At 59.9% G+C, this 14,358-nt stretch carries 10 protein-coding genes; 4 read left to right on the top strand and 6 right to left on the bottom strand.

Features of this window, described 5'->3' with window-relative positions; all coding sequences use genetic code 11:
- Positions 1-46: 46 nt before the first annotated feature.
- From KQ933_RS02380 to KQ933_RS02370, 3 genes are all read left to right on the top strand, one after another.
- Positions 47-655 carry a DUF6656 family protein gene (locus tag KQ933_RS02380; RefSeq protein WP_216757213.1) on the top strand — a complete coding sequence of 203 codons (609 nt, stop codon included), beginning with the start codon at positions 47-49 and terminating at the stop codon, positions 653-655.
- A 90-nt stretch (positions 656-745) separates the two neighbouring features.
- Positions 746-1,720, top strand: a complete 975-nt coding sequence (locus tag KQ933_RS02375; protein ID WP_216758811.1) for an L-threonylcarbamoyladenylate synthase — start codon at positions 746-748, stop codon at positions 1,718-1,720.
- 19 nt (positions 1,721-1,739) lie between these two features.
- Positions 1,740-3,170 (top strand): FAD-binding oxidoreductase, encoded by a 1,431-nt coding sequence (locus tag KQ933_RS02370; protein WP_216757212.1) that lies wholly within the window; start codon positions 1,740-1,742, stop codon positions 3,168-3,170.
- A gap of 53 nt (positions 3,171-3,223) precedes the next feature.
- Here the strand turns inward: KQ933_RS02370 and KQ933_RS02365 are convergent, their stop codons facing one another.
- On the bottom strand, positions 3,224-6,949 hold the full coding sequence (locus tag KQ933_RS02365; RefSeq protein ID WP_216757211.1) for a DUF1217 domain-containing protein: 3,726 nt from the start codon (positions 6,947-6,949) through the stop codon (positions 3,224-3,226).
- Between the two features lie 300 nt (positions 6,950-7,249).
- Between KQ933_RS02365 and KQ933_RS02360 the strand changes: the two genes are divergently transcribed.
- Complete coding sequence (locus KQ933_RS02360; RefSeq protein WP_216757210.1) at positions 7,250-7,816, top strand: DUF6101 family protein; 567 nt, start codon at positions 7,250-7,252, stop codon at positions 7,814-7,816.
- Between the two features lie 146 nt (positions 7,817-7,962).
- Here KQ933_RS02360 and ubiA read toward each other — a convergent pair whose 3' ends face one another.
- The 5 genes from ubiA to KQ933_RS02335 form a co-directional block, all read right to left on the bottom strand.
- The gene (gene ubiA / locus KQ933_RS02355) at positions 7,963-8,922 is read right to left on the bottom strand and encodes a 4-hydroxybenzoate octaprenyltransferase (protein ID WP_216757209.1); all 960 of its coding nucleotides are present in this window, start codon (positions 8,920-8,922) and stop codon (positions 7,963-7,965) included.
- A gap of 55 nt (positions 8,923-8,977) precedes the next feature.
- A complete protein-coding gene (locus KQ933_RS02350; RefSeq protein ID WP_216757208.1) occupies positions 8,978-9,787 on the bottom strand; it encodes a MipA/OmpV family protein in 810 nt (269 codons plus the stop codon).
- Positions 9,788-9,904: 117 nt separating this feature from the next.
- Positions 9,905-10,483, bottom strand: coding sequence for a histidine phosphatase family protein (locus tag KQ933_RS02345; RefSeq protein WP_216757207.1), 579 nt, complete (start codon positions 10,481-10,483; stop codon positions 9,905-9,907).
- Between the two features lie 47 nt (positions 10,484-10,530).
- Positions 10,531-11,790, bottom strand: coding sequence for a cyclopropane-fatty-acyl-phospholipid synthase family protein (locus KQ933_RS02340; RefSeq protein ID WP_216757206.1), 1,260 nt, complete (start codon positions 11,788-11,790; stop codon positions 10,531-10,533).
- Positions 11,791-11,923: 133 nt separating this feature from the next.
- Entirely contained in the window at positions 11,924-14,233 is a 2,310-nt protein-coding gene (locus KQ933_RS02335) for a Tex family protein (protein ID WP_216757205.1), read from the bottom strand.
- Positions 14,234-14,358 lie beyond the last annotated feature (125 nt).

Below are 14,358 nucleotides of genomic sequence, written 5' to 3'. Positions count from 1 at the left end.
AAACCTATCCTTGCCGGTGACCCACACAGCGAAGACTGCGGAAGCCATGGCCAAACTTCGATATTTCGACACGCGGGAAGAGATCAAGCCTACGGAACCGCGGCTTTTCGCCAAGCACTCGGAATTCCTGCGCACCGGCCGTATCAGCCGCCGTCGCGAAGACTGGCTCCCGGAGGAGCGCCGCTATCTCACCCATGAGGAAGTGGCCGAAAAGACCGCACGAAAGCTGCAGGCCGCGGGCGAAAAAACCCATCAGAACATCAACGGCTTCCACCGCTCCATCCAGTTTCCGAAGATGATCTTCCACCGGACGCTGGCCGACAGCCCGCATCTCGGCTACTGCCACGTCACGGCAGCGCGTACCAAATTTGCCCGCTACGACGAAGTGGCCTGGGCCTTCTACATCGCCAACTTCTATTCCGACATCGGCGACAACGACAATTTCTTCGACAATATCGCGGTACAGAATTCCCGCATGTATTTCGCCGTGGCGGTCAAGCCGGGTGAAAGCACACCGGAGAAGATGGTGGTCGACCGCTCCGTGCGCGGCAACGGCCTGCTCTTCCGCACCAACGATCCGCAGATCGCCATCCGCAACATCCTTCTGCTCGGCGCCCGCAACGAGCAGCTTCGCCAGATCATACGCCAGCTGTAGTCCGCGGGCTGTTGGTCCGCTCGTTCTGGGCGGGATTGATCGCGCCGCAAGGAAGGCCTAATGACTGCCGCAGTAAAAACCGGGCAGGACATGGCACGCATTATCGACATCAAGGCGGACAGGAAGACGGCGCTCGAAGCCGGCTGCGCGGCACTTGCCGAAGGCTTTGCGATCGCCATTCCCACCGAGACCGTCTACGGACTTGCCGCCGACGCGACCAATCCGGCGGCAATCACCCGGATCTACGAGAGCAAGGGCCGGCCGCGCTTCAATCCGCTGATCTGCCACATGGCGGATCTTGCGATGGCAGAAGCCCATGCGGAATTCGATCCGATCTCGCGCGCTTTGGCAGAAGCGTTTTGGCCAGGCCCGTTGACGCTGGTGCTGCCGCTGAAGACCGGCACCACGATCCATGCGCTGGCGACCGCGGGCCTCGACAGCGTCGGCATCCGCATACCGAAAGGCTTTACAGGTGAACTGATCCGCGCCTTCGGGCGACCGCTCGCGGCTCCGAGCGCCAATACATCAGGCAAGGTGAGCGCCACGAGTGCTGCCCATGTCGAAGCCGATCTCGGCGCAAAGATACCGCTGATCCTTGACGCGGGCGCGAGTGCAGTCGGAGTGGAATCGACGATCGTGAAGGTCGAGAACGGCGAACTTCGCTTGCTGCGGCCAGGCGGTCTGCCGGCCAAGGAGATCGAGCGGGTGACCGGCAGGCGATTGCAGCGTTCAAAGAAGGCTGCCGCGGCGATCGAAGCGCCAGGCATGCTCGCCTCGCATTACGCGCCGGGTGCGGCCGTCCGGCTGGATGCTACCGATCTCCACCCCGGCGAAGCGCTGATCGCCTTCGGGCCGGAGACGGTGGCAGGCGCCGAGCATGCCGCGATCACGCTGAACCTCAGCCCGCGCGGCGATCTCTCGGAAGCGGCCGCCAATCTTTTCGACTACATGAAGAAGGCCGATGCCAGCGGCGCGGCCATGATCGCCTTTTCACCGATCCCCGACGAGGGGCTTGGAGAGGCGATCAACGATCGATTGCGGCGCGCGGCAGCACCGCGCGAGTGAAGAAGAGGGACCGGGCTCCATGAGCAGCACAAGCATTTCGCCTGATATCATCGAGCGTTTCACGGCCATCGTCGGCGAGAAATATGCGCTTCGCAGCGAAGCCGATCTCGCGCCGCACCTCATCGAAAACCGCGGCCTCTATCACGGCTCCTCCCCTCTCCTCTTAAAACCCGCTTCGGTCGAGGAAGTCTCCGCGATCATGAAGCTCGCCACCGAGACCGGTACCGCGATCGTGCCGCAGACGGGCAATACCGGCCTCGTCGGCGGACAAACGCCGCGCGAAGGCAAGGCGGATGTCATCCTGTCGCTCGAACGCATGAACAAGATCCGCGATGTCGATCCGGTCGCCAACGTGCTGGTCGCCGATGGCGGCGCGATCCTCGCCGAGGTGCAGAAGGCCGCCGAGGCGCATGGCCGCCTGTTTCCGCTGTCGCTCGGCTCGGAAGGGTCCTGCCGCATCGGCGGCAACCTTTCCACCAATGCCGGCGGAACAGCAGTTCTCGCCTATGGCAACATGCGCCAGCTCTGCCTCGGTCTCGAAGTCGTGCTGCCGACGGGCGAGATCTGGGACGGGCTCCGCCGACTGAAGAAGGACAACACGGGCTATGATCTGCGCGATCTCTTCATTGGCGCGGAAGGCACGCTCGGTATCATAACCGGTGCAGTGCTGAAGCTTTTCCCGCAGCCGCTCGGCCATCAGGTGGCCTTTGCCGGGCTTTCGTCTGTCGAGGATGCGCTCGCCTTCTTCAATCTTGCCTCCAGCCTCTGCGGCGCTTCTCTCACCGGCTTCGAGCTGATGCCACGCTTCGGCGTCGAGATCACTGCGCGCAATATCGACGGCGTGCGCGATCCGCTGGAGACGCCGCATGACTGGTATGTGCTGATCGATATCTCCACCTCGGATTCCGCCGAAACTGCCGAGCGGATGATGAATGCCGTGCTGGAGCAGGGTTTCGAAGCAGGCCTCGTCCAGGATGCGGCGATCGCCTCCTCCGTTGCGCAGCAGAAGGCGCTGTGGCACATGCGTGAGAGCATGTCGGACGCCCAGAAGCCGGAGGGAGGCTCGATCAAGCACGATGTTTCCGTGCCGGTTTCGAAGATCCCGCACTTCATAAACCAGGCCGGCCAGGCGGTAGTGACGGCAATGCCCGGCGCACGCATCTGCGCCTTCGGTCATATGGGCGACGGCAATATCCACTACAACATCTCGCAGCCTGTTGGCGCCGACAAGGATGCCTTCATCGCCCGCTGGCACGAAATGAACCATATCGTGCACGGGCTGGTGCTCGCCCATGGCGGCTCGATCTCCGCCGAGCATGGTATCGGTCAACTGAAGCGTGACGAGTTGGCATCGATCCGGCCTGATATCGAAATGGAGCTGATGCGCCGCATCAAGCGGGCCTTCGATCCGGCTGGCATCATGAACCCGGACAAGGTAGTGAGCCTCTAGAACCGTTCCTGGACTCTGGGAGGCTCACACCATTATCAAAGCAGCGATGCGGTCTAGCCGGCGGCGCCGGTCAGAAGCTGAAGCGCCGGCGATTGCTGCGTATTGTTCTGGATATCGTACATGGCTGTGAAGCGCTTGACGAGCTTGTCGACCTTCTTGGGATCCTGCAGGTCCTCCAGCTTGACGAAACGGCCAAGAAGATCGACCTGCTTGGCCACGTCCATCGACGAAATCTGCGCCGGCAGACTGTAGGTCGTCTGGATGACCTGATAGAGTGCCTTGTCGCCAAGAATGTTGTAGAGCGAGGTGACGTCACCAGCCTTTCGCTTGAAATAGAGCGCCAGGCGAACGCCATCATTCTTTTCGCCCTCTTGGGTTTCCAGTGTCATCTGCACATACTGCTGCTGCGTATTCGCCTCGGCCTGCTTGTCCTGGATCGTACCCATCTTGGCGCGTGTCAGGTTGCCGTCCTTGTCGAAATTGAAGGAAGCGACGATCTCCTTGAAGCGCGCGTCAGCCGTGGTGTTGAGATAGCTCTTCTTGTCATCAGGATCGGAGGTGAAGATCTTCTTCAGCGTATCCTTGTCGTACTTCTTCGGATCGAGACCGTTTGCTTTCAGGACCAGATCCGTCAGGCGTTTGTCGGCCAGGAAATCGTCGAGCGAAGTTACGGTTGGTATGGTCTTGCCGAAATAATCCACTTCCTTGGTGGCATCCTTGGAAGCGCGGTCCTTTGCGGGACCGTCTTTCATCAGCATGGTCGCATGCGACTTATAATCGGTCGCATATTTCGCCATCGTGGCGGCGGAGAGAGCCGACAGGGGCTCGGCAGCCTTACCGTCAGCACCGAAGTTGAACGCGCGCACCATCTTGGTGATGCGGTCGTCCTTGAAGGATGCGACATATCCCTTCGGATCATAGGGGTCGCTTGCAAGCAGCTTGCGCATGGTGGAGCGCGAGACATCGTTCGTCGTCAGGCCGTAAGCCTGCAGCGCCATCTGATAAAGATCCGGATAGGAGTTGTTGCTGAGAAGCGTATCGGCGGTGGCATTGGTTTTCATGAAATCATTGATGCTCTTTACACCCTTGGCGTCGTCCATTCGCGACTTGTAGTTCGCGATGATACGGTCAATGAGATCGTCGCCCTGATTGTTGGCGCGAGCGCCGTAATTATCTGACGTGTTGATCGTCTGCTCACCGGTCTGGGCGGTCGTCGAGGTCGGCAGCGAACCGTCGGCCGCGAAATTGAAGGCAGCGTTGAGATCGCTTTGGCCGACGGAAGCGGCATGCGTCGGGTCGGTGAGGATATTCCTCAACTCGGCGTCGCTCGTGTCGTAGGCCAGATTATAGGCCATCTTCAGATAATCCGTCAGGGACGAGTCAGCGAGGAGCTGATCGACATCATTGACGTCGCCCATCCGGTCCAGAACGCCTTGTTCCCGCGCGTTAGCTGCCGAATTCACAGAGGCCATCTGTGCGGAGGTCTGCGCCCAACCGGGAGTGACAGTGCCGTCCGCCGCGAAATTGAACGCCGCCTTCACATTGGCATAGGGTCCGGTGTCGCTCTGATCGACGAGGATGTTGCGCAAATCGGCATCCGAAACGCTCGTCGGAATACTGAAGGCATAACGGATGTAACTGTTGAGCTTCTGGTCGCCCAGCAACTGATCGACGCTTGTGATCGAAGGCATCGTGCTGCCGTAATAGGTGGCGGCGTCGTCTGCCTTCTTGGTCATCTCGGCCACCTGGCCGGCGCTCTGCGACAGGGTGTTTTGGGCGACCGTGCCGTCCTGGTGGAAATTGAAGAGCTGATAGACGTCGCTATAGCCCTGGGCAGCCGCGACCGTCGGATCGGTCAGAATGCCGCGAAGCGTAGTGTCGCTGATGTCGTTGCCGATCTGCATGCTGGCGCGCAGGAAGCTGACCAGCTTGCTGTCGGCCAGGAACATGTCGACTGCCGAGGTCGAACCATTGTTGGAAAGGTCGCCGAGCTTGACCTGATAATACGAGGAGTTGTTCGCGGCCAGCTGATTGATGCCCTGAAGCTGGAGAGCACTTTGGGCGCCGACAACACTGCCATCCGGCTGCGTCTGAAAGGTGACCGAGCCATCCGCATTGAAATTGAAGGCATCATGGATGTTCTGATGGCCTGCGGTGCCGGCATAGGTGGAATCCGTGAGGATGTTCTTCAGTTCGGCATTGCTGAAATCCTGACCGAGGCCGTAGGCATCCTTGATATAGGAGGTCAGCATCTTGTCGGACAGCAGTTCGTCGACATTGTCGATCGGGCTGACCCCACCCGGCGGCATCATCATGTTCGAGAAGTAGCTCGAGACGTTCGTCGCGCCATTCACTATACCTGTCAACTGGCCATAGGACTGCGCACGCTCCGTCGGAGAGACCGTACCGTCTGACTTGAAATTGAAGGCCTCGTAGGCGCTTCCCAAATCGACCGAACGAGCATAGGCAGGATCGGTCAGAACGCTTTTCAGCTGCGTAAAGCCCGGATCCATGCCGAACGCGGAGCGAACGTAGTCTGCAAGCCGCTTGTCGTTGACCAATTGATCGACATTGGTGATCGTGCCGATCTTCGACAGATAGTAGCTCTTGTTGAGATCGGACATCACCGGGCTGGTATAGTACACATCGCTGGCCGTGCCGTCGCGGTCGACGATCTGCGTTGCAGTCTTGATATTATACTGTTCGATGACGTTGTTCTTCTGCGTCGCAGTCTGGGCGGCGCCGACTACGGGAGCGCGGAAGGCGTATAGTTCCGCGACCGAGTCGGTCTGGCCGGAATTCTGCGCCGAACCACTGACCGAACCATCGGCGTTGAAGTTGAAATAGGAACGAAGTTCCTTGTATTTGTCGCCGACATAGTTGAGCGACGGATCGGGGTTGTTGAGGGGCGCATCGCCGCCGAGTGTGGCCGGATCGCTTGTCAGCACCATCCTGATGAAAGCGTTATCGGCCGTTGCCGGATCGACGCCGACGGACTGCAGCGCCACCGTGCGCAGGCGCGGATCGGCTAGAAGGTCGTCGACCGACTGCACCGAACCGATATTGTCGCGGAAATACTGTGTGTCGCCATTGTCGGGTTTGAAGTTGAATTGCTGGGCGAGCGCATAGAGCTTGTCGCCGACATACGTCTTGGTCGGATCGTAAGCCGGATCGCTCGTATCAGGAGCATTGCCACCAAGCTTGCTGATGTCGGTGGTCAGGACACCAGCAATATAGTCCTTCGACATGTAGGTCGGGTCGATGCCGACGCTCTTCAACGCGTAATTCAGGAGACGGGAATTGCCGACGAAGTCCTGGACGGTCTTCACATCGTCCATCTGCGCGCTGTAATATTTCGTCTCAGTGGCAGTCTGTTGTGCCGCATTGGCAAAGGACTGCTTGTAGAGGCCGATCAGATCGTCTTCCTGCGCGTCCGTCTGAATATCCTTGGGCGGCGCGTTGAAATTGAAGGCGGCGGCAAATTCCTTGTAACGTGTGTCGGAGAGCTTGTTGGCGAAGCTGTTTGCGTCCGTGAGGTCGCTTTGCAGGACCTTCTTCATGAAGGCCTTCGCATAGATCATGTCGTCGAGACCGTAGGCTTTCATGGCGTAGCTGTAGAGCTTGTAGTCGCCAAGGAAGTCGTCGACGTCTTTCACCTTGTTGATGTTGTCGGCGTAATATTGGGCGTCTTTCTTGACCTGGGCCTGATTGGCGACGCGGTCGAGGCTCTTCGGCATATCGCGAGACAGAATGGTGTATGCCAGGGATGCCGTGATCATAAATGCGCCCTTTTCAGCAAAATCTTTAAAGAATGACGGACCATTGGTGTGAGCATTTTGCCACGCAAAACTTACCCGAGACTTACCTGTAGCTGTCCCGCTTTAAGACACGGGGGCGTTCACCATCTGGAAACCCTGCCATATTCAGTTTTGCTAACCATTCCCGGAGGCAGGATTTCTTTAACCGCAATTTTTAAGCTGTACGGAACGGGGGCCGCCTATTGTCGAGCCACAGAGGACGAAAAGTCCCAAGGAGAAGACCGGAAACCGGCTCTCAGGTAAGACAAGGGTAGAAATGAAATGAAGAATACCGTTCTGAAGCCCGTCTGGGCTGGCACGACATTGCGTCTTGATCCGTCTCGCTTTCCGCAGCAGGTGAGCTATGCCATCCACGACGATGCCGGTGACGTCAGCATAACGATCGACGAACGCGGCGCTGTCCTGCGCAAGATCCTCCCCTCCAGCGGCCTGCCGCTCTCCATCGCCCTGCCGCGTCGTGTTTTCAAGGGCGTTGCGGCCCGCGCGATCGACCACGGCAACGGCGAAGTCACTGTGACGCTCGAATTGCATCATGAAGATCCGGAACTCTGCATTCCGCTGCTCGTCGCCCATGATCTCGGCGATATTGCCGCCGACTGGCGCAGCTGGTCGGAAGCCTTCGGCATTCCGATGCTGATGGTGGAAGCCGACGGCGTCGCCCGCCCGCTCGAGGAGCATCTCGGCGGCCTGCGCACCAGCGAAATGAAGCCGCGCCGTCGCCATTCCTATTTCGCAAACCGTCGCCCGCGCTTCCTCGTGCGTCGCACGACCGGCAAGCTCGGCGTCATCATGAAGATCGAGGGCAAGGAAATCATCGCCCGCAACTGAGCGATAGACTCAGAACCTCATTACGAACCCGGCCCCAGAGCGCTGTGCGTCCCGCACAGCGCTCTATTTTTGATCTGCGCATCAGGCTCTTCGAAAATCGATCTCGATTTTCGGGCCGGTGCTTTGCCGGTTTTTTCATTTTGCGGTCAAGGAATGGCGAACAGCAGCGAAACGAACAGGCCAAGGAAAATAATCAGCCCGACGCGAGTGTTCGATTTGAAGAGCGCTAAGCACTGGGTGCCGTCATTGATATCGAGCGTCCTGATCTGCCAGGCAAACATGCCGGCCGCGATCAGCAGACCGATGAAGGCGAGAAGTCCGACGCCAGCAAGTGCGAAGGACAGGAACATCAGTACGAGCGTCAGGCCATAGAGGCCGATAAGCGCCAGGTGCGTGCGGTCGCCGAACAGCCGGGCGGTGGAACGAACCCCTATCAGCTCGTCATCCTCCTTGTCCTGGTGGGCGTAGATCGTGTCGTAACCGATCGTCCAGACGACGGAAGCGGCATAAAGGAGGATGGCCGGGAAGGCCAGAGTGCCGAAAATCCCCGCCCAACCCATGAGCGCACCCCAGGAAAAGGCGAGACCGAGGAAGAATTGCGGCCAGTCGGTAAAGCGTTTGGCAAACGGATAGAGCGCGACAATACCGAGCGACAGCACACCCAGAAGGACGGCAAACCAGTTGAACTGCAGTAACACGAACAGGCCGACCAGCGCCTGCAGGCCGATGAAAATCTTCGCCTGACGGCGGTTCACGCGACCGGACGGCAGCGGACGCGAGCGGGTGCGCGCCACCTGCATGTCGATCTCGTGGTCGACAAGGTCATTATAAGTGCAGCCGGCGCCGCGCATGGCGACCGCTCCGAGGAAATACAGAAACAGATGATAGAGCAGCAGGGCGCCGGAGAAGACGCGCGGTTCGATTGCCGCATTGGCAGCGAGCGTCACCGACCAGAAGCACGGCCACATGAGGAGCTGCCAGCCGATCGGCCGGTCCCAGCGCGCAAGCTGCGCATAGGGCCACAGCCAGGGCGGCAGGATCCGATAAACCCAGTTATCCGAAGGCGCATCGGCAACGCGCCCGTTAAGACCGTCAATCTGTTGCATGGAACCATCTAGCGGCGGCTGGGCTCCATGGTCAAGGCACGACCACGCAGCCGGCTCAGTTCAGCGTGAAATTGAACTTGTAGCTTGCGGACACGCCGATCAGGAACTGGTTCTTGGAACCACGCTCGCGCACAAGGCTGCTGTCAGCCGCCGGACCGGCGAGGCGCTTGTATTCCGCAAAGGCGCTCGTCGACAGATTCTCCGTCGCGTTCCAGGTGAGCGCAGTGCCGGCACCGTAGGACTGGATGCCGCCCGAGGGATCATAAGGCTTCAGCCCGCTTGCAGCCGACTGCGCTTCATTGACGCCGTAATAGGAATGAAAATAGCCGCTCGTTGCAAAGGTGGCACGCGGGCCGCCTGACAGTTGCAGGTCGGGCGCGATATCGGTGAAGGCATCGAGCGCCACGTCGGCCACGAGGCCGTCATGGGAGCGGATACCCTGGCGCAGTTCGGCGCGGGCACGCAGCCAGTCGGTCGGATAGACTTCGGCGAAGCCACCGATTTCGGCACCCCATTTGACCTTCTTCAGGCCGCGCAGATCGCTGTCGTCATCTTGGTCACGCTGCGGCACGTAGCGGCCAACGATACCGGCGCGAAAACCGCTATTATCGACGAGCGCGAAAGAAGGATTGTCATTGCGCGAGGAAAAGCGCGGACCGGGACCCTGGCGGCCCATCGAGATCAGCGGGCTGAACTTGAATTCGTTGCTCGACGCCCCCTCGAACTTCGGAGCGGAAAAGCCTGATACACCGACCTTCAGATACCAGTCACCGGACCACCAGTGGCCGCCTTCCTGAGCAGACGCGGTGCCGAAAGAAACAAGGGCAATAGCTAAAGAGATCGATACGACAGATCGATTAAACACATCCGCACTCCAGAAAACGCAATACAAGAACGGCCGCGGACGGCGGCGATCGGTACATTTATAGCGAGGGTCTTACCTCAATCTTAACCACGGCGGCGAGATCGAAGGGATCGGAAATTACTTCTGGTTCCAGCGGCGAATGACCGGTTCGGTCAAATCGTGCTCATAGCCGAGAACACTGATGCTCGTCGTATCCAGAATGAAACGGGAGCCATCTTCCGGCGGCAGGCCGAGCCAGCGGGCGCCGAGCACACGCAGGAAATGCGAGCTCGAAAAGATCAGGACCGGCGCACTGATCTGCCGAAGCTCCGCGATGATGCGATCGGCACGGGCGCCGACATCGGCTGCTGCTTCGCCATCCGGGCAACCATCGCGAAAAAGCTGCCAGCCGGGGCGCTTCGAGAGGATTTCCTTGGTCGTGATGCCTTCGTAAGCGCCATAGTCCCATTCGGCGAGATCGGGCTTGATGATCACCCCTTCCCCGAAACCCGAAAGCGCGCAGGTGTAACGGGCTCGCTGCGAAGGGCTCGACCAGACCGCGGAGACGGAAAGACCCGCAAGCCGCGGAGCAAGCGCGCGGGCCGCAGCTTCGCCATTGGCGGTGAGCGGAATATCGCTGCGGCCGGTATGCTGGCCGGACAGCGACCATGCCGTTTCGCCATGGCGTACGAGAGTGATTTCGGGAAATGCGCTCATATCCGTCTCTCCAAAAAGAAAAAGCGCGGCCGGGCCGCGCTTCGATATCAGAAGGTGAACTTTTCCAATGGCGGACGCGTCGCCTCGAACTCCCTAAGCTTCGCCTCGTTCTGCGGAATGTAATTCCGGTTGTCAGGCGTCGCGAACTGGCTCTTGGTGATCTGGATCTGCTCGATGAAAAGTTCGTCCCAGCGGAAGCCTATTTCGGAACCGGCCAGATAGAATTCCCACATGCGGAAGAAGTTCTCGTCGTACAGTGCGACGGCCTCTGCCTTGCGGGCCACGAAGCGCTCACGCCAGTGGCGCAGCGTGTAGGCATAATGCAGCGGCAGCACCTCGACGTCACGGGTCAGCAGGCCGGCCTTTTCGAGCGGGACCAGCGTTTCGGCGATCGAGGGAATGTAGCCCTGCGGGAAGATATACTTCTCGATGAAGGCGTTGGTCGCAAAACTCGGCTTCGGACGGGCGATCGAATGCAGCAGCATGACGCCGTTGTCATCCAATAGCTCGTGCACCTTCTTGAAGAAGTTGCCGTAATTGCCGATGCCGACATGTTCAAACATGCCGACAGAGACGATGCGGTCGAATTTCTTGCCGGTGAGATACCGATAATCTTGCAGCTCGAAGCGGACGCGATCGGAAAGACCGCGTTTCTCTGCCCGTTCGCGGGAAATCTTCAATTGCTCTTCGCTGAGCGTGATGCCGGTGACATCAAGGCCGGGGGTGGATTCCGCCAGATACATGGCCATGCCGCCCCAGCCGGAGCCGATTTCCAGCACCCGCTGGTTCGGCTGCGGCATCAGCTTAGCCGCGATGTGGCGCTTCTTGGCGACCTGCGCTTCCTCAAGGCCAATGCCAGGCGGATCGAAATAGGCGCAGGAATATTGCCAATCCTCATCGAGGAAGAGTTCGAAGAGCTTTTCCGACAGGTCGTAATGGTGGGCGACATTACGCTTGTTGTGATTGACCGGCATGCGGCTCTTCAGCTGCTGCATGGCGATGCGGCCCATCAGCAGGACTGCCATCTTGAAATCGAAGATTTCGTTGGTGGTGTTCTGCTTCACCAGTTCGAGGAAGTCGTAAATGTTGCCTTGTTCGAGAATGAACCGGCCTTCCATATACATTTCGCCGAGCTTCAGCGTCGGATCGCGACGGATCGCATCCTCTGCTTCCTGATCGGCAAGACGCACGGCAACCGGTTCGCCGGTGCCGTCGCCAACCGTGTGGGTCTCGCCGTTGGCAAGAGTAAGGGCCAAAGAACCCTTTCGGACAATTTTTTGGACAATCGATAAGAATGCCGACGCCATGGACGCCTCGCAAATGTGACAGGATGGTCACATCAACTTAATAGCTCTCTTCTGCCTGACAAGCGCCGGATTTAGCACTCCGCAGATTCAATTGCCAAAGTGTGACATTTTTGCCAATTCGGGGCCTAAGCTCTTATTTTCGCTTCATCGCTTCGGCAAGTGCAGCCCCAAAGGCGCCCTGGCTCTGCGGCTTTGCCGGCGCCGGGCGGCGCTCTTGTTGCGGGCGCGAGCCTGCATTTCCTCGCGACTCACCGCGTAGCGAACCCGCTGGAGCGCCATCATCCTTGCGCATCGAGAGACCGATGCGCTTGCGCTTCACGTCGACTTCGACCACCCGCACCTTGACCACGTCGCCCGCTTTCACGATTTCGTGAGGATCCTTGATGAAGCGGTCGGCGAGCTGCGAAACATGAACCAGACCATCCTGATGCACGCCGATATCGACGAAAGCGCCGAAAGCGGCGACATTGGTGACAGTGCCTTCCAGCATCATGCCCGGCTTCAGGTCGCCGATTTCATCGATGCCTTCCGCAAAGGTCGCGGTCTTGAAGCTCGGGCGCGGATCGCGGCCGGGCTTATCCAGCTCGGCAATGATATCCTTGACCGTCGGCAGGCCGAACTTCTCGTCGATAAACTTACGCGGGTCGAGCGCCTTCAGGGTGACGCTGTCGCCCATCAGCGAACGCAGGTCACGGCCGCAGGCGGCGACGATCTTCTTTGCCACGCCATAGGCCTCCGGATGCACGGAAGACGCATCGAGCGGCTCCTTGCCATTCAGGATGCGCAGGAAGCCGGCCGCCTGCTCGAAGGTGCGCTGTCCAAGGCGCGCGACTTTCAAGAGATCCTTGCGGCTTTCGAAAGCGCCATTCTGGTCGCGATGCAGGACGATGGCATCGGCAATCGAGCGGCCAAGGCCGGAAACACGTGACAGGAGTGGGGCGGACGCGGTGTTGAGATCGACACCGACGGCATTCACGGCATCTTCCACGACAGCGTCGAGCGAACGCGAGAGCTTGGTCTGATCGACATCATGCTGGTACTGACCGACGCCGATCGACTTCGGCTCGATCTTGACGAGCTCGGCGAGCGGATCCTGCAGGCGACGGGCGATGGAGACGGCGCCGCGCAGCGAAACGTCGAGCTGCGGGAATTCTGCCGCTGCGGTTTCCGACGCCGAGTAGACGGAGGCGCCGGCTTCCGACACGATGACCTTGGTGGGCTTGGGCGCCGGCAGTGCAGCCAGCATATCGGCCACCAGCTTTTCCGTCTCGCGGCTGCCGGTGCCGTTGCCGATCGCGATCAGTTCGACATTATGTTTGCGGATGAGCGAGGCAAGCTCGGCCTGCGTGCCGCGCACGTCATTCTTCGGCGGGAACGGATAGACGGTGGTCGTATCGAGCAGCTTGCCCGTTCCATCGATCACGGCGACCTTGACACCGGTGCGGATGCCCGGATCGAGGCCCATCGTGGCGCGAGAGCCCGCGGGCGCTGCCAGCAGGAGATCCTTGAGATTGCGGGCAAAGACGTGGATCGCCTCTTCTTCCGCTCTTTCGCGCAACTCCCGCATCAGGTCGAGTGAGAGCGACATGGAGAGCTTCACGCGCCAGGTCCAGCTTGCGACATCCATCAGCCAGCGGTCGCCGGGGCGCGCCGAACCAATCTCGTAGGCTGCGGCAATCATCCGCTCGACCGGCTTGTTCGGCGAGGCGATCTCGGCATCGGCCTCGATCGTCAGCGTCAACACTTCCTCGTTCCAGCCGCGCAGCATGGCGAGCGCGCGGTGGCCGGGGGCCGTCGCCCAGCGTTCGGAATGGTCGAAATAATCGGAGAATTTTTCGCCGGCCGCTTCCTTGCCTTCCACGACCTTCGCTTTCAGAAGAGCGGCATTGCGCATATGGGCGCGCAGCTTGCCGAGCAGATCGGCATTTTCGGCAAAACCTTCGGCGACGATGTCGCGCGCGCCTTCAAGGGCGGTCTTCACATCGGCAACGTCGGCGGTGATATAGGCTTCTGCAAGTGCGGCCGGCTCCTTGGCTCGGTCGGCGAGGATCGCTTCGGCGAGTGGCCCAAGCCCACGCTCGCGGGCAATTTCGGCGCGGGTGCGGCGCTTCGGCTTGTAGGGCAGGTAGAGATCTTCCAGTTCGGCCTTGGTGGCGGCGCCTGCAAGCTTTGCCATGAGCTCGTCGGTCATCTTGCCCTGGCCGTTGATGGAGTCGATGATCGTATCGCGGCGGGATTCCAGCTCGCGCAGATAGACGAGACGCTCAGCCAGCGTGCGGAGCTGCGTATCGTCGAGCCCGCCCGTGACTTCCTTGCGGTAGCGCGCGATGAACGGCACTGTCGCCCCCTCGTCCAGCAGCTCGATCGCCGCCTTGGCCTGATCGGGCCGGGCATTGATTTCGGCGGAGATACTTGCTGCGAGCGAACGAAGGTCAGCGGCCATGGGATTTCCTGCAGTTTATTAGGGTTGGCGGACCATAGCGGCGAAAAGCAGCAAGGCAATGCCTGCCGCCGCTTTCCACAGCGGAAGGGAACGCTCCTGTCGGTTTAAGCCATATATCTGAGGCG

Source organism: Rhizobium sp. WYJ-E13 (genome assembly GCF_018987265.1).
Lineage (GTDB): Bacteria > Pseudomonadota > Alphaproteobacteria > Rhizobiales > Rhizobiaceae > Rhizobium.
Note: the sequence above shows the minus strand (reverse complement) of the source record. Positions and strands in the feature narration are given on the sequence as shown.